The sequence below is a fragment of the Lentzea chajnantorensis genome, from assembly GCF_054300775.1.
This window is the reverse complement of the sequence record NZ_JBSDZT010000002.1, coordinates 917,788-944,721: the sequence shown is the minus strand read 5'-3', so window position 1 is coordinate 944,721 and position 26,934 is coordinate 917,788. Positions and strand designations below refer to the sequence as shown.

General features: G+C 68.2%; 25 protein-coding genes, 2 tRNA genes and 1 pseudogene. 22 read left to right on the top strand and 6 right to left on the bottom strand.

Annotation, left to right across the window (positions count from 1 at the left end; genetic code table 11):
- The first annotated feature begins 62 nt into the window (after nucleotides 1-62).
- Nucleotides 63-965: a KPN_02809 family neutral zinc metallopeptidase gene (gene ypfJ, locus ACVDFE_RS05220; protein ID WP_360396940.1), complete on the top strand. Its 903-nt coding sequence runs from the start codon at nucleotides 63-65 to the stop codon at nucleotides 963-965.
- 3 nt (nucleotides 966-968) lie between these two features.
- On the top strand, nucleotides 969-1,481 hold the full coding sequence (locus ACVDFE_RS05215; protein WP_360396939.1) for a hypothetical protein: 513 nt from the start codon (nucleotides 969-971) through the stop codon (nucleotides 1,479-1,481).
- 18 nt (nucleotides 1,482-1,499) lie between these two features.
- On the opposite strand, the gene ACVDFE_RS05210 is transcribed toward ACVDFE_RS05215, so the two are convergent.
- Nucleotides 1,500-2,210: a class I SAM-dependent methyltransferase gene (locus ACVDFE_RS05210; RefSeq protein WP_360396938.1), complete on the bottom strand. Its 711-nt coding sequence runs from the start codon at nucleotides 2,208-2,210 to the stop codon at nucleotides 1,500-1,502.
- A 319-nt stretch (nucleotides 2,211-2,529) separates the two neighbouring features.
- Between ACVDFE_RS05210 and ACVDFE_RS05205 the strand changes: the two genes are divergently transcribed.
- Both ACVDFE_RS05205 and ACVDFE_RS05200 read left to right on the top strand, forming a co-directional pair.
- Entirely contained in the window at nucleotides 2,530-5,721 is a 3,192-nt protein-coding gene (locus ACVDFE_RS05205) for a hypothetical protein (protein WP_458429740.1), read from the top strand.
- Between the two features lie 129 nt (nucleotides 5,722-5,850).
- On the top strand, nucleotides 5,851-6,600 hold the full coding sequence (locus tag ACVDFE_RS05200; RefSeq protein WP_360396936.1) for a sulfite exporter TauE/SafE family protein: 750 nt from the start codon (nucleotides 5,851-5,853) through the stop codon (nucleotides 6,598-6,600).
- A gap of 53 nt (nucleotides 6,601-6,653) precedes the next feature.
- Here ACVDFE_RS05200 and hisC read toward each other — a convergent pair whose 3' ends face one another.
- Complete coding sequence (gene hisC, locus ACVDFE_RS05195) at nucleotides 6,654-7,721, bottom strand: histidinol-phosphate transaminase (RefSeq protein WP_458429738.1); 1,068 nt, start codon at nucleotides 7,719-7,721, stop codon at nucleotides 6,654-6,656.
- A 75-nt stretch (nucleotides 7,722-7,796) separates the two neighbouring features.
- Between hisC and ACVDFE_RS05190 the strand changes: the two genes are divergently transcribed.
- From ACVDFE_RS05190 to ACVDFE_RS05160, 7 genes are all read left to right on the top strand, one after another.
- The gene (locus tag ACVDFE_RS05190; RefSeq protein WP_360396934.1) at nucleotides 7,797-8,438 is read left to right on the top strand and encodes a dienelactone hydrolase family protein; all 642 of its coding nucleotides are present in this window, start codon (nucleotides 7,797-7,799) and stop codon (nucleotides 8,436-8,438) included.
- A gap of 134 nt (nucleotides 8,439-8,572) precedes the next feature.
- Nucleotides 8,573-9,085, top strand: a complete 513-nt coding sequence (locus ACVDFE_RS05185; protein ID WP_360396933.1) for a hypothetical protein — start codon at nucleotides 8,573-8,575, stop codon at nucleotides 9,083-9,085.
- Nucleotides 9,079-10,377 carry a PPE domain-containing protein gene (locus tag ACVDFE_RS05180; RefSeq protein ID WP_458429736.1) on the top strand — a complete coding sequence of 433 codons (1,299 nt, stop codon included), beginning with the start codon at nucleotides 9,079-9,081 and terminating at the stop codon, nucleotides 10,375-10,377. The genes ACVDFE_RS05185 and ACVDFE_RS05180 overlap by 7 nt, the downstream gene beginning before the upstream one ends.
- A complete protein-coding gene (locus ACVDFE_RS05175; protein ID WP_360396931.1) occupies nucleotides 10,374-11,126 on the top strand; it encodes an ESX secretion-associated protein EspG in 753 nt (250 codons plus the stop codon). The genes ACVDFE_RS05180 and ACVDFE_RS05175 overlap by 4 nt, the downstream gene beginning before the upstream one ends.
- Before the next feature lie 77 nt (nucleotides 11,127-11,203).
- Complete coding sequence (locus tag ACVDFE_RS05170) at nucleotides 11,204-13,147, top strand: acetoacetate--CoA ligase (protein ID WP_458429734.1); 1,944 nt, start codon at nucleotides 11,204-11,206, stop codon at nucleotides 13,145-13,147.
- Between the two features lie 155 nt (nucleotides 13,148-13,302).
- Nucleotides 13,303-13,392 (top strand) — tRNA-Ser (locus ACVDFE_RS05165).
- Nucleotides 13,393-13,433: 41 nt separating this feature from the next.
- Nucleotides 13,434-13,509 (top strand) — tRNA-Arg (locus ACVDFE_RS05160).
- 43 nt (nucleotides 13,510-13,552) lie between these two features.
- Here the strand turns inward: ACVDFE_RS05160 and ACVDFE_RS05155 are convergent.
- On the bottom strand, nucleotides 13,553-13,894 hold the full coding sequence (locus ACVDFE_RS05155; protein WP_458429733.1) for a tyrosine-type recombinase/integrase: 342 nt from the start codon (nucleotides 13,892-13,894) through the stop codon (nucleotides 13,553-13,555).
- Here ACVDFE_RS05155 and ACVDFE_RS05150 point away from each other — a divergent pair.
- From ACVDFE_RS05150 to ACVDFE_RS05120, 7 genes and pseudogenes are all read left to right on the top strand, one after another.
- Nucleotides 13,887-14,351 carry a hypothetical protein gene (locus ACVDFE_RS05150; protein WP_458429732.1) on the top strand — a complete coding sequence of 155 codons (465 nt, stop codon included), beginning with the start codon at nucleotides 13,887-13,889 and terminating at the stop codon, nucleotides 14,349-14,351. The two genes, ACVDFE_RS05155 and ACVDFE_RS05150, sit on opposite strands and share 8 nt — an antisense overlap.
- Nucleotides 14,352-14,634: 283 nt before the next feature.
- Nucleotides 14,635-14,949, top strand: a pseudogene (locus ACVDFE_RS05145) (GmrSD restriction endonuclease domain-containing protein); the annotation flags it as partial.
- A 374-nt stretch (nucleotides 14,950-15,323) separates the two neighbouring features.
- Nucleotides 15,324-15,707 carry a hypothetical protein gene (locus tag ACVDFE_RS05140; RefSeq protein WP_458429731.1) on the top strand — a complete coding sequence of 128 codons (384 nt, stop codon included), beginning with the start codon at nucleotides 15,324-15,326 and terminating at the stop codon, nucleotides 15,705-15,707.
- 862 nt (nucleotides 15,708-16,569) lie between these two features.
- Nucleotides 16,570-17,748 carry a hypothetical protein gene (locus ACVDFE_RS05135; RefSeq protein ID WP_458429729.1) on the top strand — a complete coding sequence of 393 codons (1,179 nt, stop codon included), beginning with the start codon at nucleotides 16,570-16,572 and terminating at the stop codon, nucleotides 17,746-17,748.
- Nucleotides 17,745-18,869 carry a DNA cytosine methyltransferase gene (locus tag ACVDFE_RS05130; RefSeq protein ID WP_458429728.1) on the top strand — a complete coding sequence of 375 codons (1,125 nt, stop codon included), beginning with the start codon at nucleotides 17,745-17,747 and terminating at the stop codon, nucleotides 18,867-18,869. The genes ACVDFE_RS05135 and ACVDFE_RS05130 overlap by 4 nt, the downstream gene beginning before the upstream one ends.
- 2 nt (nucleotides 18,870-18,871) lie before the next feature.
- Nucleotides 18,872-19,309 (top strand): very short patch repair endonuclease, encoded by a 438-nt coding sequence (locus ACVDFE_RS05125; protein WP_458429727.1) that lies wholly within the window; start codon nucleotides 18,872-18,874, stop codon nucleotides 19,307-19,309.
- 465 nt (nucleotides 19,310-19,774) lie between these two features.
- Nucleotides 19,775-20,107, top strand: coding sequence for a hypothetical protein (locus ACVDFE_RS05120; RefSeq protein ID WP_065915332.1), 333 nt, complete (start codon nucleotides 19,775-19,777; stop codon nucleotides 20,105-20,107).
- Here the strand turns inward: ACVDFE_RS05120 and ACVDFE_RS05115 are convergent.
- Nucleotides 20,091-20,909, bottom strand: coding sequence for a serine hydrolase domain-containing protein (locus ACVDFE_RS05115; protein WP_458429725.1), 819 nt, complete (start codon nucleotides 20,907-20,909; stop codon nucleotides 20,091-20,093). The two genes, ACVDFE_RS05120 and ACVDFE_RS05115, sit on opposite strands and share 17 nt — an antisense overlap.
- A 23-nt stretch (nucleotides 20,910-20,932) precedes the next feature.
- Here ACVDFE_RS05115 and ACVDFE_RS05110 point away from each other — a divergent pair, with 23 nt between their 5' ends.
- The gene (locus tag ACVDFE_RS05110) at nucleotides 20,933-21,862 is read left to right on the top strand and encodes a ribonuclease Z (RefSeq protein ID WP_360396928.1); all 930 of its coding nucleotides are present in this window, start codon (nucleotides 20,933-20,935) and stop codon (nucleotides 21,860-21,862) included.
- Here the strand turns inward: ACVDFE_RS05110 and ACVDFE_RS05105 are convergent.
- Nucleotides 21,831-22,652 (bottom strand): NAD-dependent epimerase/dehydratase family protein, encoded by an 822-nt coding sequence (locus tag ACVDFE_RS05105; protein WP_458434266.1) that lies wholly within the window; start codon nucleotides 22,650-22,652, stop codon nucleotides 21,831-21,833. The genes ACVDFE_RS05110 and ACVDFE_RS05105 overlap by 32 nt on opposite strands.
- Before the next feature lie 78 nt (nucleotides 22,653-22,730).
- Between ACVDFE_RS05105 and ACVDFE_RS05100 the strand changes: the two genes are divergently transcribed.
- Both ACVDFE_RS05100 and ACVDFE_RS05095 read left to right on the top strand, forming a co-directional pair.
- Nucleotides 22,731-22,940 (top strand): hypothetical protein, encoded by a 210-nt coding sequence (locus ACVDFE_RS05100; protein ID WP_360396927.1) that lies wholly within the window; start codon nucleotides 22,731-22,733, stop codon nucleotides 22,938-22,940.
- A 370-nt stretch (nucleotides 22,941-23,310) separates the two neighbouring features.
- Complete coding sequence (locus tag ACVDFE_RS05095) at nucleotides 23,311-24,552, top strand: hypothetical protein (RefSeq protein WP_458429724.1); 1,242 nt, start codon at nucleotides 23,311-23,313, stop codon at nucleotides 24,550-24,552.
- Between the two features lie 151 nt (nucleotides 24,553-24,703).
- Here ACVDFE_RS05095 and ACVDFE_RS05090 read toward each other — a convergent pair whose 3' ends face one another.
- Nucleotides 24,704-25,456: a hypothetical protein gene (locus ACVDFE_RS05090; RefSeq protein ID WP_360396924.1), complete on the bottom strand. Its 753-nt coding sequence runs from the start codon at nucleotides 25,454-25,456 to the stop codon at nucleotides 24,704-24,706.
- A 301-nt stretch (nucleotides 25,457-25,757) separates the two neighbouring features.
- On the opposite strand from ACVDFE_RS05090, the gene ACVDFE_RS05085 reads away from it, so the two are divergent.
- Complete coding sequence (locus ACVDFE_RS05085) at nucleotides 25,758-26,723, top strand: DNA cytosine methyltransferase (protein WP_458429722.1); 966 nt, start codon at nucleotides 25,758-25,760, stop codon at nucleotides 26,721-26,723.
- Nucleotides 26,724-26,934 lie beyond the last annotated feature (211 nt).

Genomic DNA, 26,934 nt, shown 5'->3' with positions numbered 1-26,934 from the left:
CCCGAGCACGCCCGGTGCTCTATCGTTTGCCGCGTCACGGGGTCCTTGTCAGGAGGCGCGCGGTGCAGTTCAACGAAGGTGCGGAACTCGACGCTTCGCAGGTTTCCGACCAGCGGGGGGTGGGCGGCCGCGTCGCCGGCGTCGGCGGTGGCCTCGGGGTGGTCGGCCTGATCGTCTTCTTCCTGATCCAGCAGTTCACCGGCATCCAGCTGCCCACGAGCGGTCTGGAGGGCGGCAACGTGAACCCCGGCACGCAGGTGGAGTCGGGTCAGCTGGCGGAGAAGTGCAAGACCGGCGCCGACGCGAACCGCGACAGCGACTGCCGGGTCCTGGCCACGATCAACTCGATCCAGGCCTTCTGGACCGACCAGTTCTCCCGCTCCGGCCGCACCTACCAGGTCACCAGGACCAACTTCTTCCGCAGCAGCGTGAACACCCGCTGCGGCAACGCGACCTCCGCGGTCGGCCCGTTCTACTGCCCCGCGGACTCCCAGGTGTACATCGACCTGGACTTCTTCAACGAGATGCGCACGACCTTCGGCGCGAAGGGCGGTCCGTTCGTCGAGGCCTACATCCTCGCCCACGAGTACGGCCACCACGTGCAGAACCAGCTCGGCACCTCGGACCGGGTGAGCACCCGCACCGGCCCGACCTCCGACTCGGTGCGCCTGGAGCTGCAGGCCGACTGCTACGCGGGCGCGTGGGGCAACGCCGCCACCAAGACGCCGACCGCCAACGGCCAGCCGCTCATCACGAACATCACCCAGGAGGACGTCGACGCCGCGCTCGACGCGGCCGGTCGCATCGGTGACGACTTCATCCAGCGCGAGCTCGGCGGCGGGCAGGTCGACACGACCAAGTTCAGCCACGGCAGCTCCGAGCAGCGCAAGAAGTGGTTCACGACCGGCCTGCAGACCGGCGACCCGGCCCGCTGCAACACGTTCGACACCAACAACCTGGGCTGAGCTTTGCAGAAGCGCTTCCTCGTCCTGCACGACTACGGCATGGGTGGCCTGTCGTGGTGGATCTGGGCGGACTCGGCCGACCAGATCGTGCGCACGCTCGCCGAGGTCGAGGTGATCACGAACCCCGACGCGGTGCGGCAGGCGGAGGAGTGGGGGCTCGAGGAGTTCGAGCTCAGGGACGTGGACGGCGACCCGGTGCTGCGCCGCATGCGGGACGACCGCCTGCGGCAGCGCGACCAGCCGGGGTTCGGCGTGCTGGCCGGGCGAGAGCGGGTGTACCTGCGCACGTTCGACCAGGGCACCGCCTACCTGCTGGAGATCGGCGAGGACGGCCGGCAGCTGCGGCAGGTCGAGGTGAAGGCGGACGGCACGCTGCTCAGCTCCACGATGGAGGGCTGGCCGATCAACCCGCCGATCGACCTGCACGACCCGCAGTACGTGCCGATGGAGATTCCCGAACGCGAGTTCGAGGACGCGTGGTGCAGGGCGGTGCCCGACCCCGCGTACGAGGACTGAGCACCGCCCCGCTCCGGTTCAGCGGCGGGCCACCGCCAGCAGGCGGTGGTCGCCGAGGCGGAACGCGCTGCCGTCGACGTCGCCGCACAGCTCGACCGACGAGAACCCGGCCGCGTGCAGCATCCGGGTCAGCTCGGCCGCGGTGTAGACGTGCTGGACCGCGGTCGAGCGCTGCGTCCGCTCACCCGAGGTGAAGGTGAAGTCGATCAGCAACCGGCCGGAGGCCACGTCGTAGGTGTTGACGGCGACCATCTCGACGCCGTCCGCCGCGAGCCGGATCTCGCCCGGCAGCGACGGCAGCAACGACTCGGCCGCGCAGCTGTAGTCGACCACGAGCACGGGCGCCACCCGGCCCAGGTCGGCCAGGAACCGCGCGTTCTCGTCGTGCTCCAGGTACCCGAGGCTGTTGCCCATGCAGAGGGCGAGGTCGGCGACCACGCCCTCTGCTGCCAGGTCCCGCACGTCGCCCAGCCGCCAGTCCACGGCCGTGGACGACGAACGGGCGTGCGCGATGGCCTCCGCGGAGATGTCGAGCCCGGTGACCCGGTAGCCGCGGCCGGCCAGCTCGACGCTGTGCCGCCCGCTGCCGCACGGCGCGTCCAGCACCCGTGCGCCGGCCGGGGCGAACCGGGTCACGAAGTCGATCTCCGCGGTGGTGGCGGAAGGGGGAACGGCACCGCGCCAGAAGGTGTTGGCGAGATCGGTGAAGAAGGTGGTGTACCACGTCAAGGTGATGCTCCTGGTGATCGCACGGAAGATGAGCGAATGTCACCGGGCACTGCGGAGCGGCCCGGTGTGTCCGGGGCTGCCCATGGCATCGACCTTGTCTCGTAGAGCTCGTGGAGTGACCCCACCCAACCACGTCCGCGCCGTGAAGCGAAGCGGTTTTACCGAGCGGCGCACGGCTCCGGGTGCGCATGGCGGGCCGTGTCGTGGCGAACACTTCCCACCACACCGGACGTTGGGGTACTTTCCCGTCGTCCTGCGGGCGCGTGCGGGGGCTCTGACGCCGGCGGACCACTCATCACATGGGGTCTTGGGGGATCCATTGTCCGAAAGATCGGTCAGCCGTGCCCTGCTCAGGTTCACGGCGCTGACCACCGCAGCTGTGCTCGCGTTCGGCGGTTCGGCCGCCACCGCGTCCGCGCAGGACGAGCCGACGAGCACCGCTCCGACCCAGTCGGAGACGACCACACCGCCACCACCTGCCGAGACGACCACGCCGTCGTCGACGCCGAGCGAGACCCCGCCGTCGGAGCCGGCCGCGAAGCCGGAGCCGACCGCTAAGCCGGAGCCGACCGATAAGCCGGAGCCAGTGGAGGCACCGTCCGAGACGGCCACGCCGCCGTCGAGCGACGCGCAGCCGCCCGCGGTGCAGCCGCAGGCCGAGCAGAAGGCCGAACAGGCCGCGGCCACGCCGGACCTCAAGCTCACCGTGGACTTCGACCGCGACGAGTACGAGCTGGGCAAGCCGCTCGCCATCACGGTGACGGTGCGCAACTCCGGCACCGCGCCCGCCAACCAGGTCCGGTTCGCGAGCGAGCCCGGCGAGATGTGGCTGACCACCGGCGTGGACGAGCTGGTCTCCCGCCCGAACCTGGCGCCGGGGGAGACGAAGACCATCAAGCTCGGGGCCACGGCGCAGTACAACAGCACCCGGGTCCGCCTCGGGATGCGGACCTACGCCGAGGGCACGACCGACCCGACGCCGAACGACAACTACGCGACCGACACCGCGAGGATCGCGGTGAACGGCGGCACGGCGACCGGCGTCGTCTACGAGGACAAGAACGGCAACGGTGTCGCGGACGCGGGCGAGGGCCTGGCGCACAAGCAGCTGAAGCTGACCGGCGCGACGTCCCTGCCGTTCCCGACCTTCTCCACGGACCAGAACGGCCGCTTCTGGATCTCCGGCCTGCCCGCAGGCACCTACCAGGCGAGGCTGAGCAGCAACGACATCAGCGGCCAGCAGCTCAAGGCCGGCCAGACCATCGTCGTGAAGTCCGGTCAGACCACGGAGACCGCACTCGTCACCGCGCCGCCGCTGTCGCGGTCGCTGCGGCTCACCGGCTACCGCTTCGACAAGCCGAAGTACGCGAAGGGCGAGCAGCTGGCCGTCTCGGTCACGCTGACGAACTCGGGCACCGCGCCGATCGAGCACCTCGTCTGGGTCTGCGACCCGGAGAACGACCCGACCGTGCTGGACGGCACCGGCCCCGGCTGGGCCGAGGTCTCGCCCGACGGCCAGGGCATCTCGATCCCGGCCGGGCAGAGCAGGACCGTCACCGTCACCGACGTGGTGCCGGACGCCGCCTTCCAGGCCGGCAAGGTCTACTTCGCCTGCGCGTTCAGCGTGGACGGCCGCAACGTCGACGTCCCGTCCGGCGGACCGGTCGCCGGCGACCCCGGTCTCACCTTCGGCGCCGAGGTCGTGGGCGCGTTCGGGTCGGTCAGCGGCTGGCTGAACCGGCCGGGCAACGACTCGGTCAAGCTCGTCGCCGTCGACCCGGCGAACGGCCGCGTGCTGGGCACCACCCTGACCGGTGGCTCCTACACCCTCCCGAACCTGCGGCAGGGCCCGGTCGCGATCCGGGTCGTCGGCCCGTGGTCGTTCGCCGACGGCGGCACGAGCAAGCCGGTCACCGTGGTCGGCGGCGAGAACGTGGTCGTCGACCTCACCGTCGTTCCCGGCCCGCAGGTCGCCGACCCGTCGGTCGACGCCCAGGACCTCAAGGTCTCGGTCACCTTCGACAAGGCGACCTACGACTTCAGCGACCCCGTGCAGATGACGATCAAGGTCGAGAACGCCGGCACCGGAACGGGTCCCGTGCCCGGCTGGCTGCTGCACGACTGGGCCCAGGGCGAGCCGAGCTTCGACCACATCGCGCTGCCGAAGTTCCTGAACGAGCGCTTCAGCCTGTGGCCGGGTGAGAGCAGGCAGATCACGCTCACCGGCACCATCAAAGACTACGGCCAGAACGGCCCGGCCGACCGGATCGCGTTCAAGGTGCGCGTCGCCAACGGCTGGTGCTGCGACAAGAACCCGGCGAACAACGAGGCGGAGGCCTCGGCCGCCGTCACCTGGGCCACCGGGTCCGCGACCGTCACCGTCTACGGCGACCGGGACCTCAACGGGCAGCTCGACGCGGGCGAGGAGCTCGCGGGCAGCAACGTCAACGTCGGTGGCGGCAAGCCGTACCGCAACGTGCAGGGCACCACCGGCGCCGACGGCCGGGTCCGGTTCACCGGTCTGGCAGCCGGCCGGTACAACGCGAGCAACCGGTTCAACAACGAGACCGACTGGGTCGTCGCCGACGGCGACCCGGACTTCGTCGTGAACCCCGGTGACGAGGGCACCGCGCAGATCAGGATGGTCCGCCCGCTGTCCGACGCGCTGAAGGCGTCGATCACGTTCGATCAGCCGTCCTTCCAGCGCGGCGAGCGCGTCGGCCTCACCGTGTCGCTCACGAACGAGGGCACGCAGGCGCTCCAGGTGAAGGCCTGGTGCTACGGCGGTTCGAGCCCGTACCTGGGCAACGCCTCCGCGGACTGGGGTGCGCTGGCCGAGGGCGCGGCGGGCGTCGCGCTCGCGCCGGGAGCAACGCAGCAGGTGCACGTCAGCACGCCGATGCCGGCCGGGGCCGAGAACCACGGCCAGGTCGCCACCAGCTGCTCGTTCGGTCCCGAGCAGGCCCAGGGCAACCCGTTCGTGGGTGCCTCGGTGAAGGTCGTCGGCGAGACGAACACCTTCCGCGGTGTCGTGGTCACCGGCCAGTACCCGGACCAGAAGCCGGTGGCGAACGTGAAGGTCGTCCTGCTCGACCCGTGGACGAACCAGCCGGTCGCCCGCGCCACCACCGACGCCGAGGGCGGCTGGGTGTTCCCCGATCTGCCCGTCGGTCCGTACACGCCGGTCGTGGTCGGCCCGTGGCGCCTGCTCAACGACTGGTCGGAGAGTCCGCCGTTCGCCAACGTCAAGGGCGAGGAGTACCCGGCGTGGCTGTGGGTCGAGCCGGGGCAGGAGGTCGCCGACCCCGACCTCGCCACCACCACCGGTGGTGACGGAACGGGAGCCGGCGCCGGTCCCGGTGCGGCGACGGGTGGGAACGCCACCGCGCTGCCCGCCCGCAACACCGCCGCGCTCGCCGACACGGGCGTGAGCGTGCTCGGCCTCGTGCTGTTCGGTGCGCTGCTCGTGCTCGCCGGTGCGGCGCTGCGGCGCAAGCCCGCCCTGGGCTGAGCCGGGCGTTCTGACGCGGAACAACGGGGCGGTGCTCTTCGGAGCACCGCCCCGTTGTCGTGAGAGCCACAACGCGTCGTCCGGGGCGGAGTGTTAGCGTCGCTAAACGTTTCTGATCCTGGGGGTGGCATGACGGTCTGGGAAGCAGTCGTGGTGGTCATCGCGGGTGTGTTCGCAGGCGGCATCAACACCGTCGTCGGCAGCGGCACGCTCGTGACGTTCCCCGTGCTGCTCGCCGTCGGGTACCCGCCGGTGGTCGCCAACGTCTCCAACTCGCTCGGCCTCGTCCCCGGCTCGCTGTCCGGCGCCTGGGGCTACCGCGAGGAGCTCAAGGGGCAGAGGTCCCGCATCGCCCGCCTGCTGCCGGCTTCGATCCTCGGTGGCGTGGTCGGCGCGATCCTGCTGGTGACGCTCCCCGACAAGGCCTTCGCCGCCATCGTGCCGGTGCTGATCGTCATCGCGCTGGTGCTCGTGGTCATCCAGCCGTGGCTCAACCGCAAGCTCGCCGACCGGCGCGGCAACGGGGACGGCGGCGTCCTGCTGTGGCTCGGCGTCTTCGCGGCCGGCATCTACGGCGGCTACTTCGGCGCGGCGCAGGGCGTGCTGGTCATGGGCATGATGGGCGTGCTGCTCAACGAGCACCTGCAACGGATGAACGCGCTGAAGAACGTGCTGACCGCGTTCGTGAACCTGATCGCCGGTGTCCTGTTCATCTTCATCGCCGACGTCGCCTGGGAAGCCGTGCTGCTGCTCGCCATCGGCTCCGTGGTCGGCGGTCAGATCGGCGCGAAGGTGGGCCGCAAGCTGTCGCCGACGGTGCTGCGCGGCGTGATCGTCGTGGTCGGCGTGGCGGCCATCGTGCAGCTGCTCACGAAGTAGCCACGGGCCCCCGCCGGACGGCAGGAGCCCGTGGCCCGGTCAGTTCAGGCAGCTCACGCCACGAACGCGCGTGCCGCCGCCAGGAACGCGTCGTTCTCGTCCGGCTCACCGATCGTCACCCGAGCGCCCTCGCCGACGAACGCGCGCACGACGACCTTGTGCGCCAGGCAGTGCTCGTTGAACGCGGCCGTGCGCTCGCCGAGCGGCAGCCACACGAAGTTCGCCTGCGACTCCGGCACGTCGTAGCCCATCGCCAGCAGCTCGCCGCGCACCCGCGTCCGCTCCGCCACGATCGCCCGGCAGCGGATCATCAGCTCGTCCTCGGCGTCGAGCGACGCCATCGCCGCCACCTGGGCCAGCGAGTTCACCGAGAACGGCACGTACACCTTGCGCAGCACCTCGGCGACGGCCGGCGGCGCCACCGCGTAGCCGACGCGCAGACCGGCGAGACCGTAGGCCTTGGAGAACGTCCGCAGCACCGCCACGTTGTCGCGGCCCTGCGCCCACTGCTGCTTGGCCAGCTCGACGCCGTCGGGGATGTGCGCGTCGTCGACGAACTCCTTGTAGGCCTCGTCGATCACCACGAGCACGTCGGAGGGCACGCGGTCGATGAACGCCTCGATCTCCTCGGTGCGCAGCGCCGTGCCGGTCGGGTTGTTCGGGTTGCAGACGAACACCATCCGGGTGGCCGGGGTGATCGCCGCCGCCATCGCGTCCAGGTCGTGGACGTGCCCGGCGGTCAGCGGGACCCGGACCTGCCGCGCGCCCGCGACGTGGGTGACGATCGGGTACGCCTCGAACGACCGCCACGCGAACAGCACCTCGTCGGACGGGGTGCAGGTGGCCTGGATGAGCTGCTGGCACAGGGTCACCGAGCCGCAGCCGATCGCCAGGTGGTCGGCAGGGACGCCGAGCTTGTCGGAGAGGCGGCCGGTGAGCTCGACGCAGCCGGAGTCCGGGTACCGGTTGATGCCGGTGGCGGCCTCGGCGACGGCCTTGACCACGCTGGGCAGCGGGCCGGCGGACACCTCGTTGCTCGCGAGCTTGATGGCGCCGGGGATGGTCCTGCCGGGCACGTAGGAGGGCAGGGACGCCAGGTCAGCGCGGGTTCGCACGGTCATGCTCCCGATCCTCGCATTGCTCCGTCCGATTGGTCACGTTGACTGGAGTTCACCCCGTCGTGCGAGGGTGGGTTCATGACCACTACCCGTGTCGAGACGCTTGCCCTGACCGACGGCCGTGAGCTGCGGGTGACGATCGCCGAACCCGACGGTGCCGTCCGGGGCGGTCTGGTGGTGCTGCACGAGGCCCGCGGCATCACGACGCGGGTGAAGTCGCTCGTCAGCGGTCTCGCCGCGGAGGGCTGGCTCACCGTCGCACCGCACCTGTACGAGGCCGACCGCGTGCACGGCGACGACATCAGGGACCAGGTCAGCAAGCTCTCCGGTGACCGGCTGCTGGAGGACACCGACGTCGCGTTCGTCTGGCTGGGCCAGCAGGGCGTGAGCGCCGACCGGATGGGCGTGCTCGGCTTCGACGTCGGCGGCACCGTCGCGATGGTGGTGGCCGCGAGCCGCACGATCGGGGCGGCCGTCACCGTGCAGGCGCCCGGCGTCCTCGAACCGCTCTCGGACGGTCTGCCCGCGCTCGTCGACGTGGCGGGCGACCTCTCGTGCCCGTGGCTCGGAATCTACCGCGAAGGCGAGTCCGAAGAGGTCGACAAGCTGCGGGATGCCGTAGCGAGCTCGGAATCCGCGTCTGACGTGGTCCGTTTCGGGGCATCGAGTGACGAAGCGCGGGCTCGCGCGTTGAACTGGTTCGACGCACATATGAGGTAAGAGTCTTTACGGCGGATTGGAACCGAACCGTCGTCCGGGTACATCTAAGGAGTGCTTCGGACGGCTGACTGGGTGTAGCGCTGCGTAACACCCAGTGCTGCGGTGACGACCAAGCAGTGCAGGGGGTTGTGAGGATGGCTGAAGGCACCGGGACAGGCACGCAGACGGGCGCGGAGACGCCCGCTGTGAGCACGGCGACGACCACACCGATCACCGCGGACCAGCTCGCGGCGGCGAAACCGGCACTCCAGACGGAGATGCTGGTGGACAAGGCCGCGGCGAGCTACGCGGCGGCGAAGCTGGACCACGCCGCGGACAGCGGGCGGCTGCAGCTCGACGCCGGCGCGGCAGAGGCGTTGATCAAGGCCGTCGACGACGCGCGCGACCAGGTGATGGCGCTGTGGGAACGGGCCAAGAACCAGCTGGCGACGCCGCTGCAGTTCGGCGACAACCCGGTCGCCCACGCGATCAGCGCGCGGTTCCGCGACATCGCCGTCGGTGAGGACTCCGGTGCGGTCAAGGCGCTGCTGGACCTCTACGACGTGCTCGGCGACATCAGCAACGCGCTGAAGAAGAACCGCGACGAGACCCAGCGGGCCGACGAAGAGGCCGAGCGGCAGATGAAGAAGCACGGGGGTTCGTGGTGAGCCAGAGAGGGCACGGCGGCGGCAACGGCGGCCATGGCGGCGGGAACGGTCATGGCGGCAACGGCGGTCACGGCCACGACGGCAAGGACAAGTGGGACCGCGAGGACATCCACGAGCCGGTCGACTGGATGACCTACACCCACGAGCAGCTCTACAACATGGTGCACACCGGCGTGAACCTGGAGAGCGCGAACGCCGCCGCCACCAGCTGGAACAAGATCGGCGAGGAGATCGCGGGCGTCCGCGAGAACCTCCTCAAGGCCGTCGAGGACTCCACGGTCGGCTGGGAGGGCGAGTCGGCGCGGCTGGCCCGCGACGGCCTGACCGAGGTCACCAACTGGGTGCACGACACCGCGAGCTACGCGCAGAAGGTGTCGTCGGCGATCACCACCGAGACCAGCAACGTCGAGGCCGCGCGGGCCGCGATGCCGCCACCGCCGAAGGCACCGGAGCCCCCGGTCCCGACGGACGCGGTCGTGGAGCCGCGTCCGGCGCTGGTCTCGCGGCTGCGCGAGCCGCAGGAGTTCCACGCGGTCGCCGACCAGAGCATGTACACGCCTGAGCAGAACCGGCTCCTCGCCCAGCAGGGGTCGTTCGCGGGCTTCGGCACCGTCGGCACCAGCGCGGTCGACGCCCTCGCGGCCAACGACGCGTCGCACCGGCGTGCCGCGGACGTGATGGCGGCGTTCCAGCGCAACTCGGCTGCGGTCGACCAGACCGTGCCGTCGCAGTTCACGCCACCCGTGAACCCGGTCAACCCGGTGCTCGCCGACTCCACCACCGGCACCCGCACGCCCTCGACCCCGGACGCCACGACCGCCGGCGCCGGCGGTGCCGGAGCGGTCGCGCCGACGCCCGCGCCGAACCGGGGCAACACCACCCCGTCACGCGGTGGTGGCGGCGGTGGCTTCGGAGGCGGCGGCCGCGGTGGTGGCGGTGGCTTCACCGGTGGCATGGGCTTCGGCCGCGTGCCCGCCGCGAACCAGGGCAACCAGACCGGTGCCGGTACCGGCACCGGCGGCGGCATGTCGTCCGGTGGCGGAGCCGGCGTGGTCGGTGACGGCCGTTCCGGTGCGGGTGCCGCGGCAGCGGCGTCGTCCGCGGCGACCGGCAACCAGACGAGGGCGTTCCAGAACCCGCTCGCCATGGGCGCCGCGCCGATGGCGGCCGGCGCACCGGGAGCCGGTGGCCAGAACGACGAGCGCGAGCACAAGAGCGCGAGCTACCTGGAAGAGGACGACAACGTCTTCGGCCTGGACCGCAAGGCGGCCCCGCCGGTGATCGGTCAGTGAACGAAAGACGCTTCACGGTCAGCACGCAGGAGTTCTTCCTGCTGTGGCAGGCCGTGCACGGCGAGGACCGCGTCGTGCCGCTCGGAACGCCCCACGTCGGGGCCACCCGAGCGGCCCGGCGGCGGCTCGCCGAGCAGAGCTCCCAGACGCTCTACGCCAGGGGGCTCGGCACCATCGACCGCCCGGACGACTACCTGCGGACGCTGGTCAGCGGCCTCGGTGAGTTCGACCGGGCGCTCGAGATCGCGTACTTCAAGGGAACCGAGCTGGCGCGCGGACTCGCGTGCGCCGGCTGGAGCGGGTCGTTCGCCGCGCGGGTGGGCGACCAGGTCCACCTGCGCGAGTTCCGCCCCAACGCGCTGGCCTCGGCCACCGTCTCGTCGTTGCCCGGCCTCGCACCGGGCAGCGGCCGTTCGGTCAACGTGCGCTGGGACGACTACCTGCGCGCGGGCGAGGCCGGTGAACGCGAAGGCGTGCAGGCGTTCCTGGACGTCCTGCGCGACGCGGGCATCCGCGAACCGGAGGCCCACACGCTGATGCGCATCGTCACCTCCCGCATCGGCGGCGGCGAGCTCGGCCTCACCGCCCGCAACCGCGACGGCGTGCCCCGCCCGACCGGCCGCTCGGTGTCCTGGCTGGACACCCGCGAGGGCCGCTACCTGCTGCGCAAGCACGACGGCTGGCTCGTGCTGGCCCCCGCCGACCAGGCCCGCCTGACCTCGGCCGTGGACGAGCTGCTGGCCGGCTGAGCCCCACACCGCCGGCCGCGTCCTTGTCCGCGAACACCACATGGACGAGGCGCGTTCCACCAGCTAGACATTGGGGCATGACCGACACCGACGTCGAACTGCTGTGGCGCCCGGACCCCACGAGGGCCACCGGGATGACCGCCTTCAGGTCGTGGTTGAGCGACCGCGGCCACGACTTCCCCGACTACGAGTCGCTGTGGGAGTGGTCCGTCTCCGACCTCGAGGGGTTCTGGGGCGCCATAGCCGCGTACTTCGACGTGTCGTTCCACTCGCCGGCCGAACGCGTGCTGGCCGCCGCGGAGATGCCGGGCGCGTCCTGGTTCCCCGGCGCCACCCTGAACTACGCCGAGCACGCGCTGCGCCGCGGCGGTGACGACGACCTCGCCGTGATCTTCCACCGCGAGGACGGCCTGACGCACTCGCTGACGTACGGCGAGCTGCGGTCCAGAGTGGCCGCCTTCCGCGCCGCACTGGCCTCCGTGGGCGTCTGTGCGGGCGACCGGGTGGTCGCACTCGTCCCCAACGCCCCCGAGGCACTGGTGGCCTTCCTGGCCGCCGCCTCGCTCGGTGCCACGTGGTCGTCCTGCTCCCCGGACTTCGGCTCCCGCGCCGTCGCCGACCGCTTCACCCAGATCTCGCCGGTGGTGTTCGTCGCCGTCTCCGGCTACGTCTACAACGGACGGTCGTTCGACTGCCGCCCGGTCGTCGAGGAGATCCGCTCGCAGATCCCGTCGCTGCGCGCGACCGTGCTGATCGACTACCTGGACAACGGCGCCACCCTGCCGGACACCCTGTCGTACGCGGAACTGCTGGCCGCCAACGAGGGCGCCGCCCTGGAGTTCACGCCGGTGCCGTTCGACCACCCGCTCTGGGTGCTCTACTCGTCGGGCACCACCGGCCTGCCCAAGGGCATCGTGCACGGCCACGGCGGCATCGTGCTGGAACACCTGAAGATGCTGGCCCTGCACAGCGACCTCGGCCCCGGCGACCGGTTCTTCTGGTTCACCACCACCGGCTGGATGATGTGGAACTACCTGGTGTCCGGCCTGCTGGTCGGCACCACGATCGTCCTGTTCGACGGCAGCCCGGCCCACCCGTCGCTGTCCACGCTGTGGCACCTGGCCGAACAGCACCGGGTCACCTACTTCGGCACCTCCGCGCCGTACGTCCAGTCGTGCCTGAAGGAAGGCCTGGAACCCGCCGCGCACTACGACCTGACGGCCCTGCGCGTCGTCGGCTCCACCGGCGCCCCGCTGACCCCGGAGGGCTTCCGCTGGATCGCCTCCGCCGTGGGCAAGGACGTCCAGATCGCCTCCGTCTCCGGTGGCACCGACCTCTGCACGGCCTTCGTCGCCGCCTCGCCCGACCGCCCGGTGTGGCTCGGCGAACTGTCCTGCCGGGCCCTCGGAGCCGCCGTCCAGGCCTTCGACGAGAACGGCACCGCGCTGGTGGACGAGGTCGGCGAACTCGTGATCACCAGGCCCATGCCGTCCATGCCGGTCTTCTTCTGGGGCGACGAGGACGGCACCCGCCTGCGCGACGCCTACTTCGACACCTACCCCGGCATCTGGCGTCACGGCGACTGGATCCGCATCACCCCGCGCGGCTCCGCCGTGATCTACGGCCGTTCCGACTCGACCCTGAACCGCGGCGGCGTCCGCATGGGCACCTCCGAGTTCTACCGCGTCGTCGAGTCCGTCGAGGGCGTCGTCGACTCCCTGGTGATCGACACCTCCGGCGTCACCGAGGGCGAACTGCTCTGCTTCGTCGTCCTCGACGGCGTCACCCTGGCGGACGTGGAACCGTTGTTGCGCAAAGAACTGCGCTCCTCGCTGTCCCCACGCCACGTCCCGAACCGCTTCGTCGCCGTCGCCGAGATCCCGCGCACCCTCAACGGCAAGAAGTGCGAGGTGCCGGTCAAGAAGATCCTCGCCGGCGCCGACCCGGACCAGGCCGTCAGCCGCGACGCCCTGCGCAATCCCGAGTCCCTCCAACCCTTCCTGGAACTCGCCTCGGAATGATCTAGGTCACTCCGTTCCGCGCGACCAGCGGTTTTACGCCCCTCTCCGGTCTGGTGAACATGCTCTGACCAGCAGGTTTCAGGCAAGGAGGGGGGCGTTTTGCAACTCGGTTGAAGACCTGTGTAACCTATGTCCCGTGGCCGAGGATGGTCCCGGGAGGCTTCGCCTAGTCTGGTCTATGGCGCCGCACTGCTAATGCGGTTTGGGGTAACCCCCCATCCCGGGTTCAAATCCCGGAGCCTCCGCAAGGCCGAGCCTCTAGGGGATCGGTTATAATTGAAGATACGCGCTCGTAGCTCAACGGATAGAGCATCTGACTACGGATCAGAAGGTTGCAGGTTCGAATCCTGCCGAGCGCACCAGACCAAACCCGCTGCTACCAGCGGGTTTGTTTCTTTTGGAGATCTATTCGGGTGTCGCGCTCGTGAGCATGAGCGGTTGTGTGCCCGAAGTGTGCCCATCGGTTCCGGTCCTCCTGCTGATGAGTCCGGCAATCGCCTCGGCTGCGTTCTTCGCGACCTCCGGCAGCACCGTCGAGTATGTGTCGCTCGTCACGGTGATCGAGCTGTGGCCCAACATCTCCTGAACGGTCTTCATGTCGGCCCCGGCAGTGAGCGCGAGCGATGCCGCTCCGTGCCGAGGGGCGTGCAGGCGGATCGGCGAAAGACCTGCGTCCGCCGCAAGGAACGCGAACCGGTCGGTCACCCAGGACGGCCGAAGCTGCTCGCCGTTCTCCCGCGTGAACACTCGACCCATACCGCCCCTGCCGCAAGGTTCCTCGGCTCGCCTCGCCCGGTGGGCGTTCAACAGCCTTACGGTTCCGGCGTTCAGGCAACAGTCGCTCACCCGCTTCGGTCTTGGGGTCGCTCTCCTCGACCTCGTAGTCGACCTCGGTGAGCTGCTTGGCGACTTGCAGCGTCGCCGACTCGAAGTCCTCGTCTTCGATCCGCGGTCCGCACGCCTCACCTCGGCACAGACCCCGGAAGGTCAGCACGTGCCAGAGAGCTTGCAGGTGGTCGTGACGCACCCGGTCACTGACGCGCTGGGCCTGCGCTCCGACGGCCGAGAACCGCCCGGCATCGTGTTCGAGCGCACCGGATCGCTCACGCACGTGATCGAAGGCCTGCTGAGCCTGCCGGCCCTCGATGCCCGATTCGCACCTCGACTGGTCCGCGCTTCAGCGCTGGAGTTGTGGGTGCCCTGATCGTCGCCCTATGTCTGTCCTGCGGTGCCGCGCTTCTTGAGATCGACGTCTGCTGCGTCGGGAGTCCGCTTGAAAACACCCGGACCTGTAACGAATTGACTGCCACTAGCGAGAAGCGGAGCGATCGCGATCGTGGTGGTTGACGAGGTTCGAGCGTCTGTCAGGCCGGGGAGCGCCAATGAAGGTGACAGCAAATGGAAAGACCGTATCCGAGTTGCTTGGTGGCGGATTTTATAGCATCCCACGCTTTCAGCGACCGTATCCCTGAGATCCTGTAAACGTTGACGAATTTTGGACAGATGTCGTCACTAGTGAGGGCAACTACTTTATCGGGTCCATGATCGTCTTCACGGGCGGATCGAGCTTTGGTCTTATTGATGGTCGGCAGAGGCTTACCACCATAACGCTGCTGCTGGCCGCCATACGAAATGAGCTTCAGGGATTGGATGCCGCGAATGAGGCGGCCGGGTTGCGGACGATGGTTGAAAGACGCGACCCACGTGGAACAACAAGGTTCTTTCTGCAAGCGGAAACGTCACACCCATTTCTGCAGGCGCACGTTCAAGTGATGCCCGGAACCGCGCAACCGGAAAAATAGGCAAGTTCGGAAGAGCGTGCGATCGAGCGGGCGTTTTCGTCATTGATGACCCGTGTAAGATCGAGAATATCTTCTGTCAAGAGTGACGCAACGGCGGTTGATTGGGTCGAATCAGATGAGAGGGTCGAAGTCCTGACTCGTCTTCGGGACAGGGTTCTTGGGCTCACGCTTGTGCTTGTTGAGGTTGATAATGAGGATGACGCGACTCTGATCTTCCAGACTCTGAACAGTAGGGGCAAGGATCTGGATGTCGCAGACTTGATCAAGCTGCACATTCTGTCTCTAATTAAGGCGAAAAATCAAGGTCTTGATCAAGCAAGAGATCGCTGGAATGGCATACTCGAGGGTTTGTCGAAAGTGCGGCGGATCTCAACATGAATCGGGTCCTTCTGCATGGCTGGCTGCCAAGACGTGAGTATGTAGGCGAAAAGCAGTTGTTTCGCTCCGTCAAGCCGCATGTCAAGGCATCGAACGCGCAAAGCTTCTTGGATGACCTGGCTCTCGATGCTGAGCTTTATTGCGGTATTCAAGAGTCGAGTTATCGAAGGTGGACTAAAGCGCAGTATCCAGTGCGGGATTCCTTGAAAGCACTCATGCTGTTTAGACTCAGGCAGCCCTTGCCGATGGTGATTGCACTGCTTCGTGCTTATGATGCGAAGGGAATCAGCCTCAAGATTCTGGCCTCGGCCGTCCGCGCACTGGAAAGGTGTCACTTCATTGCAACTGCGGTAACTAATCGGCCTAGTCGGGTGGCGTGAGCAGGATGTATGCGGCTGCTGCGCGGGCAGTACTCAATACGGGGAGCGCGCAGGATAGACAGAACGCGATTATTGACCTCGTAGGTAAGCTGCGAGACCGACTCCCGTCCTATGCGGAATTTGAAGCTTTTTTCGTGGAACTTCGTAGCAGCAAGCTGTACAGCCAACAGGCTTCGCTCGTGGGCTATGTCCTCGTCAAGCTGCACTCTTCGGTGACCCCTAATGTGACGGGTAATTCAGTGGACTACGACAGTCTCACTGTCGAACATCTGGACCCTCAAGGCGGACTGAGAGGGCATGTTAAGCATGGTGATGCCGCCAGGATAGGCAACCTTCTACTCGTTTCACAAGCGTTGAACGAGAAGCTTGGGACAAGAGCTTCTCTGTGAAGCAGAAGATTCTGAGGGTGCATGAGGCTGACAAGGAAATTCTTGGGGCTAGGAAATGGGGAGTCACCGAGATTCAAGATCGGGCAAAGCGACTCGCACGCGTGGCCTACGAGGAGGTCTGGAAATTCTAGCTACTTCGTTCGGCGCTAGAGTAGGTGAGTTTAGTGACGCTGCACCGAGTGGTCTCGCGGTGGGGTGTAGGTCGTTCTGTGAGCAGCTCTGGTCCTGCATCGCAGGATGCTTCTCCGAACTCGTCAGTGAGTCACGTTCGTGCGCCGGCGCCGCCGTGCTGTTGGTGGTCCTCGAGTCGCATGTTGCGCAGTAGCGCTGTGCTGATCAGGCGTTGTCGTGTGACGACTGAGCCGTAAGACGGTAGACCAGCACCAGTTCTGGTGTTCCAGGACGGGCCAGACGCGTTGCGCTGCACGGCACCCCGCGCAGAGTCAGTCGGCGGGCCTGGGACCATGGGGCACGTGTCGGACTTCGTAGCTGACCGCGCATACGCGCGGGTTTACAACACGCCAAGCCGAACGGACGTCCACGCGTTCTTGTGCGAGGCCGTTAGCCAGTCCGGCGGACAGCTGCTCTACGCGAGCGACCCCAAGCGGAGCCCCATCTATCTGGGTATCCAGACCGGCAGCAACGAGCGCGTAGGCGTCCTTGTCTACCCGTTCAGGGCCAACCACCGAAAGATCAAGAACCGCCCTGACGATGAGCACAGGATGCAGATCCGTTACGGCAGGGAGGAGTCCTGGAAGGAGGACCACCCTGTTGGCCAGGACATCGCAGGTGTCGACACAACACTCGTAGTCGGCGTTCATCTGGACGCGGGGCTGTTGATCGGTCTCGATCCATCGCTGTATGACCCGTTGCCGATGGGCATCTCAATCGAGTTCAAGGACGCGAACGTTGCCGGGGCACTTGGCAGCGGGTGGCACGTCTTCGAGCGGGACAACCTCAGCGGGCGCAAACGGGTGAACCCGCGGTCGGCTGCGGGGCTCGAGACGATCGTGATGTTTGCACCCAACCGATTTCTCGACTACGTCCGCTTTGAACGCACCGCCACAGACCTTGCTCTCGAACCGGCCCTGCGCTTCGTCACGGCCAGCGAAGCTGCGGTGCCAACGCCTGCCTCACGGCATGTCGTAGCTTCAACCCATGAACTCGAGGCGCAGTTCGAGATGACCAGCGCTGAGATCTTGACCATGATCGGTGAGGCCAACCGGCTGAAAACTGCAGTTCGGGGCGGCGTTGCTGAGCACCATCTGGGTAAGAAGCTCCTGGGCGACCCCAAAGTCGCAGAGGTCGCTTCGATCGACAGGGACAGCATGCACGACTTCGACGTCGTGATGATCACTGGTCAGCACGTTCGCGTCGAGTGCAAGAACGCCTCACCGAAGAGGTACGCAGACGGCACCATCAAGGTCGAGATCCAGAAGACCCGTGCAACCCAAGGAGATCCCGCCGGCCGTCTGTACCGGGTCGATCAGTTCGACGTGGTAGCGGCATGCCTGAAGGGGCCGACGGGTAAGTGGGAGTTCCGCTATCGGCGTACAAGCCTTCTGACGGAGCACCCTGAGCACAAGGGCAGGCTGGCTCCCCTCCAACGGGTTACCGATGACTGGGCAACTACCTTGCAGGAGGCGTTGTGAGCAAGCCCCGCAGCGCGGCGGCCAAAAACTGTCAGGGGCATGTGGCATCGTCTGAACACGTGTCCCCGAAACGTGGTGTAGCCGTCTCCCTGTTCTCCGGTGCAGGCGGCCTTGATCTTGGCGCTGAGCGCGCTGGCTACCAGGTGCGTGCCGCTGTTGAGTACAACCGCGACGCTGCAGACACCATGGAGAAAAACTTCACAGACCTGCACAGCCCGGTCATCAGACAGAACATCCTTGAGGTGTCGTCGGACCAGGTCAGGGAGGCTGCGGGTCTTGGCAAGAAGGAAAGCCCGGAACTCCTCATCGGAGGTCCGCCTTGCACTCCGTTCAGCAAGTCAAGCTTCTGGCTCGACTGGAAGCGTGAAGGTCTAGACCCGAACGCGTCGCTGCTACAGGAGTACACGCGGGTTCTGCGTGATCTGAAGCCGCGGTACTTCGTCCTTGAAAACGTCTATGCGCTGACCTACAACAACAAACAGAGCAGGCCGCACTTTGAGCGATTGCTCAAAGAGATCGATGAGTATGGCTACGACTTCAACTACGAGGTGCTCAATGCGGCCAACTACGGTGTGCCCCAGGCGCGTCCTCGGTTGGTGATCGTCGGCGCTCCGAAGGGTTCGCGGACTCCAACACTGCCTCTGCCGACGCATGGCGGGACGTGGGAGCGGCAGAACGTCGGCAAGGCGGATACTCCTCATGTGACCTCTGGCCAGGCGCTAGCTGGGCTCAAGACGGAGCCCGAGCCTGCAGACGAGGTCGGGGGACAGTGGGGCCGTTTGTTGAAGGACGTCCCTCCTGGAGACAACTACCTCTTCTACACTGCCAAGCGTGGCCACAAGAATCCGGAGTTCGAGTGGCGTAGTCGTTACTGGTCGTTCCTGCTGAAGCTCGACCCGAACAAGCCTTCTCCGACGATTCAGGCGCAGCCCGGTCCATATGTAGGCCCGTTCCATTGGGAGGGCCGAAGGCTGCGTGTTGCCGAGTTGAAGAGGCTCTTCACCTTCCCGGACGAGTTTGAGCTGGTGGGTTCGCGTAATTCCATCCAAGCGCAGTTGGGTAACTCCGTTCCTCCTGACCTCGCCGAGGCGGTTGTCCGCGCACTGACCCTCGAGAGCTGACGTTGACCTCGCGCTGGAAGAGCACGGCCGAGGGGCGTCACTTACGTGGACGCAAGAAGGTCAGCACCGAGCCAGAAGTTCTGCTTCGGCGCGCACTTCATGCTCACGGCGCGAGGTTCAGGCTGCACAGGCGTATTGCGCCGGGGTGTACGCCGGACATCGTCCTGCCGCGTCACGGGATCGCTGTCTTCGTTGATGGGGACTACTGGCACTCATGCCCGGCCCATGGTCGGAAGACCCCCTTCATGGGGCCGAACGCCGAGCTGTGGGAGCAGAAGATGCGTCGAAACCGCGAACGGGACGAGCGGTCGACTGCTCTGGCAGAGGAACACGGCTGGACCGTGCTTCGGCTTTGGGAGTGTGCCGTTCGGGCTGATCCAGGACGAGCGGCTCGGGCAGTCCTTGACCGTGAGCTGCTCGGGCCGGTGGTCGGATCGTAGCGGCGTCTGTGCCGCACGAGTGCTAATCACGAGCGCCCTGCTGTGCGCTCGATGTGTGCCCGAAGTGCGCCCGGACGCGCGTTGATCTTGCGGTAGAGACCGGTTCAAAACGGGAACCGCCCGGTCCGGTCTGCACAGACCGAACCGGGGCGGTATTGCCTGGTAGAGCCCAACGTGATCACTGTCGAACTACGGATCAGAAGGTTGCAGGTTCGAATCCTGCCGAGCGCACTCGATCGCGGGAGTCCTTGTTTGCGGAAAGCGCAAACAAGGGCTCTCTCGGTTTTTTTGTGGGGGCCGAGCCCCCACACCCCAGCCGGGCGGCTTCGCCCCCGGACCCCCGGACTGCGTGGCGCTGGCGCGCCGATGCAGTCCCATCCCCGAGGTGGGTCCGTGCGGTCCCGTGGTGCGGAGCGTGCCATTCGTGGATGCGCCGGGGGTGGTGCCTGCGGCAGAGTTCACGGCGTGGATCAGCGCGAGATCATGCAGCGGGCGCTCGGCGTCCTGACGCTCACCTACGACGCCGAGGCGGGCGAGTCGAGCGACTACCTGCGCACGGCCCTCAAGTCGTTGCAGGAAGGCGTGTTCAGCTACGAGGTCAAGGTCGACGGCGAGCTCAACGAGGCCGGCGCCCAGGCTCTCAAGCAGGCGATGGACCAGGTGCTGTCGCAGTTCGGGTGGTTCACCGCGGGGCTGCTCTACGCGTTCCACGGGGTCGCGCAGGCCTACGAGAACGACTGCGAGGAGGCCGACGTCCAGGACGTGCTCAAGCAGCTCGCCCTCAGGCTCGCCGACTGAGCTCCGCGCGCACCCCGTCGGAGAACGGCGTCCACGCCTCGACCGCCCACGGGCCGAAGCGCAGGTCGGTCAGGGCGACGCAGGCCGCCGAGAGGTCCGGGTCGACCCACAGGAACGTGCCGGACTGGCCGAAGTGGCCGAACGTGCGCGGCGAGTGGGTCAGGCCGGTCCAGTGCGGCGACTTGCCGTCGCGGATCTCGAAGCCGAGGCCCCAGTCGTTCGGCTTCTGCATGCCGTAGCCGGGCAGCACGCCGTTCAGTCCGGGGAAGACCACCGAGGTCGCCTCGCGCACCAGCTCGGCCGAGACCAGCTTCGGCGCCAGCAGCTCCGCGGCGAACAGCGCCAGGTCGGCCGCGCTGGACTCGGCGCCCGCGCCGGCGCTGCCGACCAGCGCGGAGGAGGTCATGCCCAGCGGTGCGAAGACGGCCTCGTGCAGGTACTGCGGGAACGGGATCTCGCAGGCGTCGCCGACGAACGCGGCCAGCACGTCGAAGCCCGCGTTCGAGTAGATCCGCCGCTTCCCCGGCTCTGCCTGGACCTCCGGCTTGTCGAACGCGTACCCGGCCGTGTGCGCGATCAGGTGCCGCACGGTGGCCCCCGGCGGCCCCGCGGGCTGGTCCCACTCGACCGCGCCCTCCTCGACGGCCACGAGCACCGCGTACGACGTCAGCAGCTTCGTGACCGACGCGAGCGGGAACACGCGCTGCTGGTCGCCCAGCGACCCCACCACGGTCCCGCCGGACACGACGGCCACGGCCACGTTCTCGGCCGGCCACGACGCTGCCACTTCGACGCTCTGCATGGGACAGACGTTAACGTTCGGGGGTGACAGTCCGGGAACTGATCGTCCTGGGAACGGCCAGCCAGGTCCCCACGCGCCAGCGCAACCACAACGGCTACCTGCTGCGGTGGGACGGCGAAGGCCTGCTGTTCGACCCCGGCGACGGCTCTCAGCGCCAGCTGCTGCGCTCGGGTGCGGCTGCGAGCGACATCACCCGCATCTGCATCACCCACTTCCACGGCGACCACTGCCTGGGCGTGCCCGGCATCGTGCAGCGGCTCAGCCTCGACCGCGTGCCGCACACCGTCCACGCGCACTTCCCGCGGTCGGGCGCCCACTTCTTCGAACGCCTCCGGCACGCGAGCGTCTTCTACGACGCCGCGGACGTCCAGGAGCAGCCGGTCGACGCCGACGGGCTCGTGGCGGAGGGGAAGTTCGGCCGGCTGGAGGCGTACCGGCTCGACCACGGCATCGACTCGTTCGGCTACCGGCTGGTCGAGCCAGATGGGCACCGGATGCTGCCGGAGAAGCTGGAGGAGCACGGCATCCGCGGCCCGCAGGTGCGCGAGCTGCAGCGCGACGGCGTGTTCGACGGGGTGCGCCTCGCCGACGTCAGCGAGCCGCGACCCGGCCAGCGGTTCGCGTTCGTCATGGACACCCGGCTCTGCGACAACGTCTACGAGCTCGCCGACCGGGCCGACCTGCTGGTGATCGAGTCGACCTACCTCGCCCGCGACACCAGGCTCGCCGGCGACCACGGCCACCTCACCGCCCAGCAGGCCGCCCGCGTCGCCCAGGAGTCCGGGGTGCGCACGCTGGTGCTGACCCACTTCTCCCAGCGCTACGACGACCCGGCCGAGTTCCACGCCGAGGCGGCCGCGGAGTTCGACGGCGAGATCGTCGTGGCGAAGGACCTCGACCGCGTCCCGGTGCCGAAGCGGGTCAGCGGTCCACCGCGGCCCACTGGTCGCTGACGATCTCCTCCAGCGAGGAGTGCGCCGGCGTCCAGCCCAGCGACCGCAGCCGGGAGACGTCGGCCCGCTGCGCCTTCACCTCGTCCGGGTTCGCGGGCCGCCAGGTCACGTCCACGGACCGCCCGGTGACCGCCTCGACGGTGTCCAGCACCTCCCGCACCGACGCGGACGTGCCGCCGACGTTGTAGACGGCGGACGAGCCGACCTCGCACGTCTCCAGCGCCGTCACGAAGGCCGTGGCGACGTCCCGCACGTGGACGAACTCGCGCACCGCGGACCCGTCGCCGTAGACCTCCATGCCCGGTCCCCGCCCGGCCGCCGTGGCGACCGCCCGCGTGATCACCCGAGTGGTGTCGGTGTCACCCCCTCCGGCGACGTTGAACAAACGCAGCGTGGCCGCCCCGATCCGGCCCGACCGCGCCGTCCACGCCACGAGGTCCTCGGCGGCCGCCTTCGACGCCGCGTAGGGGGAGGAGGGCTCCCGGACCGACTCCTCGGTCAGCGGCGCGTCCGACGGGCGGTACACCCCAGCCGTCGACGCGAGGAGGAACCGCTGGCCGTGCAACGCCTGCAGCAGGTTCAGCGTCCCGCCGACGTTGGTCTCCCAGTAGCCCAGCGGATCTCGGAACGACTCCCGCACCCGAGCAAGACCAGCCAGGTGGATGACGGCGTCGGCGTCCGGAACGTGGAACGGCTCCAAGACACGTTGACGGGACACCACTGGTTCATGTCCGTGAACCCGCAGCTCATGCACCACAAATCGACCCACGTACCCAGTGGCACCGGTCACCAGAACTCGCACGAGATGACCCTAAAGGTCTACCAAGGTTGGGCCGATAACACACGTGTGAGTTACCCCCATCGCGCTGTGCACACAAGCATCGCCGGACTCCTGCACGACGTGGCCGTGCAGGAGTGCAAGCGGCAGGAGTTCCTGCGCAACGTGGCCGACATCGTGGGAGCCGCACCCGCGCCCGGTCCCGCCGAGCTCACCACGCCGCTGCCCGCGATCAACCCCCGGCGCAGCTTCCTCAACCGCGTTGACCAGGTCCTCCGGGACGCGGCGCGCTCGCTGTAGAGCGGAAGATCGAACACCGATCCACCTGTGGCAGGGCCTGCGCTGACGGGCCCGCCGCAACATTCATCCGGCCGTTGCCGGACCGTGCTTCGACACGCATACCGGGTGGCTCTACGCTACGCGTCACCCGGCGATCGCCGGTCGCATCCTTCTGCTTCTTCTCAAAGCGGGTTTTCGGCGATGGATCATGTCTTCGCAGCGCTCAACGAGCGCTTGGGCGGATTGTTCGGTGACCGGTTGGTCGTGCTGGCCGGTGGTACGCGTCTGGCGAAACGCGCGCATGAGCCTCCATGCGCTCGGTGCCCGCCATACGCTCGTGCTGGATACCGATGATCATGCTCCGCTTCATGATTCCGAGATCGCCCGTTGGGTGTCGCTGGGCATCAAGGGCGGCTTCGTCGCGGTCGAGCAGCGCCGTCTCGGCAAGCTGCTGACCAAGCCGAGCGCCGAGGTGCGCGGGATCCTGGGCGACTTCGACCCGGCGGCGGAGGCCGTCGTCATCAGCACGCCCTACAACGAGATCGACACCTTCCAGGGGCGTCCGGTCCTCAACGCGCGCCGCCGCGAGTGGGTCGAGCTGGAGAACAAGACCACCATCGACGCGCTCTGGGACGAGCTCTCCGCCCCGCGTGCGCCCGCGCTGGTGTTCGACCTCGACTTCGAACGCCTCTGGGGCGCCTCGGAGATCCTGGAACGCGGCGCCGGCGTCGTGTGGTCCGGTGACGGGCCCGCGATCAACGGCGGCGCGAACTTCGTGCGCCGGGTGCGGTCCTACGAGGAGGCCAAGGAGGCCTTCGACGTGCTCGCGCCCAAGTGCGAGCAGGTGCGCGTGATGCCGTTCCTGGAAGGCATCCCGGTGAGCGTGCACGGCATCGTGTTCCCCGACGGCACCGCGGTGCTGCGCCCGATCGAGATGGTCGTGCCGCGCCGCCAGGGCCAGGCCAAGTTCCTGTACGCGGGCTGCGCGTCGTTCTACGACCCGCCCGTGTGGATCCGCGACCAGATGCGCAACCTCGCGCGGCGCGTCGGCGAGCACCTGCGTTCCACGGTCGACTACCGCGGCACGTTCACGCTCGACGGCATCGCGACCGAGGACGGCTTCCTGCCGACCGAGATCAACACCCGCTACGGCGGCGCGATGGTGTGCTTCGAGGACGCCGTCCCGTCGCTGCCGCTCGCTCTGGTCCAGGTGGCCCTGGTGGCCGGCTGGGACCTCGGCGTCTCGTCGATGCAGTTCGAGGAGCTCGTGCTGGCGGCGGCGGACGGCCTGCGCTCCGGCGCGGTCGGTGCCAACGTCCGCGCGGTGCAGCCCACCGAGGTCGACGAGCGGCGGCTGGTCTTCACCGGCTGGGCGTGCCGCCTGGCGCACCAGGACGAGCCCGCGCACGCGACGTTGCGGCTCAGCCCGTCCCCGATCGGCGGCCGGCTCGACCTGGACCTGCACCGGGAGAACATGCCGGTCGGCGCGCCGGTGGCCGCGCTGACCGTGGCGGCGTTCGCCCTGGCCGACCAGGAGTGGGGGACCGGTCTCGGTGCCCTGGAACCCGCGATCGCCGTCGAGGACACCCAGCCGCTCGACCAGCCTCTCGAACAGGAAGCCGTCATCGCCTGACGTTGCCGGCGCACGCGGGGCCCTTTCGTGCGCTAGAAGAGTACGAAAGCTCCCCGCGTGCACTCACGAGGCGCCCTCGTCGCCGGGGTGTTGTCGGCGTACGCGGGGGCCTTTCGTGCGCCAGGAGAGTACGAAAGCTCCCCGCGTGCACTCACCAGGCGCCCTCGTCGCCGTAGGCGGCGGTGAGGGCGAGCTGGTAGCCGAGCAGCGCCGCGGTGACCTCACGCGGCTGGTGCGCCGGTCGCACGAGTCCCTCGCCGAGCACCTTCGGCTGCGACTCCACGAGCTCCGGTGTCCGCTTCAGCAGCGCGAGAGCGATCTCAGCGGCCTCGGCGAGCATCTCGTCCTCGTCGTCGAGCACGTCCTGCATCAGCCCGACGACGAACGACGGCAGCCGCTCCGGCACCGCGCACGCGAGCGCCACCAGGCACCCAACCCGTTCCGACGCCAGCGCCTCGAAGATCTTCGGCGCGCCCTGGGCGACGGCGTGCCGGGTCTGCGTGAGCCAGTCCGGCGCTGTCCTCGGCAGCTCGCGGCCCAGCGCGTTCCACCGCCGGTGGGTGCGCCGGCCCTCCTCGGTGAAGCCCTTGCCCGCCAACGCGAGCGCGGCCAGCAGGAAGATGACCCGGTCCCGCACGTCGGCGGCCACCTTGTACGAGGCGCCCAGCTCGACCAGGAACGGCACCGCGCAGAACGAGGCCTCCGACACCGTGTCGTCGGTCAGCAGGCGGTCGGCGAGCGAGGTGAACGCCTCCAGCCTGACCTCGGGCGACGGGTCCACCAACGCGCGCAGCAGACCGGGCAGCCGTTCGGCGCCGCCCCGGCCGTCGTAGACCTCGACCCAGGAAATCCTGTCGAGTCCGCGCAACGGGTCAGGCCGTTGCCAGGCACGCGGCAGTTCCATGCGGGAAACCTACGGGATGTCCGGCAAAGCCATGAGAAGCCGCGCCCGTACGATCTCGCCGTGTCCTTCTCGGTGGCCGACATCTTCTCCGGTGCGGGCGGGATGAGCTTCGGCTTCCACGCCCACCGCGACTTCCGGGTCGTCGGCGCGGCGGACGCGCAGATCGGCAAGCCCTCGTCGCGCCTCGGTTCGTTGCGCTGCAACGACACCTACCGGGCCAACATCGGCGTCGATCCGCTGGAGGTCGACCTCGCCCGCATCTCGCCCTCGGCGTTGCGCGAGGTCTGGGGCCTGCGCCGCGGTGAGCTTCGACGTGCTGCTGGCGTGCCCGCCGTGCTCCGGTTTCAGCCGCATCACCGCCGCGAACCACCTGCGCGACGACCCGCGCAACTCGCTGGTCGGCCGGATCGCCGTCTACGCCGAGGAGCTGCGGCCCAGGACGATCCTGGTGGAGAACGCCCGCGAGCTGGTGAAGGGCAAGCAGCGCCACCACTTCGACCAGCTCGCCGACTCGCTGACCGAGCTCGGCTACGACGTCACCGGCGGCACCCACCTGCTGTCCGACTACGGCCTGCCCCAGCTGCGCGAGCGGTCGCTGATGGTGGCCGTGGACGCCGGCCTGCCCCTGCGCACGCTGCACGACGTGTGGGAGGGCCTGCAGCTGCGCCCGGCCGCCGCCACGGTCCGCCGTGCGATCGGCAAGCTGCCGCCCGTCGAGGCCGGTCTCGCGCACCCCGAAGACCCGATCCACGTGTCGCCGACCTTCTCCCAGGACCGCAGCCTCGACCGGATGCGCGCCATCCCCGCGGACGGCGGTTCGTGGGCCGACCTGCTGCGCTCACCGGAAACCGCGGAGCTGCTGAATCCCGCACAACGCAAAATCGTCGAGCAGCAGAACTGGGGTTCTCACCCGGACGTGTACGGCCGGATGTGGTGGGACGAACCGGCCCGCACCATCAAGCGCGAATGCGGCCACGTCGGCAACGGCCGTTATGCCCACCCCGAACAGCACCGCCTCTGCACGGTCAGGGAGATGGCGCTGCTGCAGGGCTTCCCGCGGCAGTTCAAGTTCGACGTCTCCATTCTCGGCAACGCCTACCGGCACGTCGGAGATGCCGTTCCGCCGCTCATCGCCTACCAGCTCGCGGGTCTGACGAAGTGGATTCTCACCGGTCAGCGCCCCGAGCCCCGCGACCTCTGCCTGCGCGGCACCTCATTGCGCCCTGGTGACATCCGTCCCACCACCGTTACCGAATTGGTGGCTTGAGAGTGAACCGCGAGCGTTCTGGGTACGTAGCAGGACGCTGCAGAAGATAACTGTTGGGCAACGAATTTATCGTCACCTGACAAAAGCGATGCATCAGCCATCGATCCACTGTGGACCTTTTTGGCACGTTTTGGCAGCTCACGTTATGTATGATGCGATCTTCATACCTCGCTCAACCGGGTGACACCCCATCGGCTAACGTCCCGCTCGC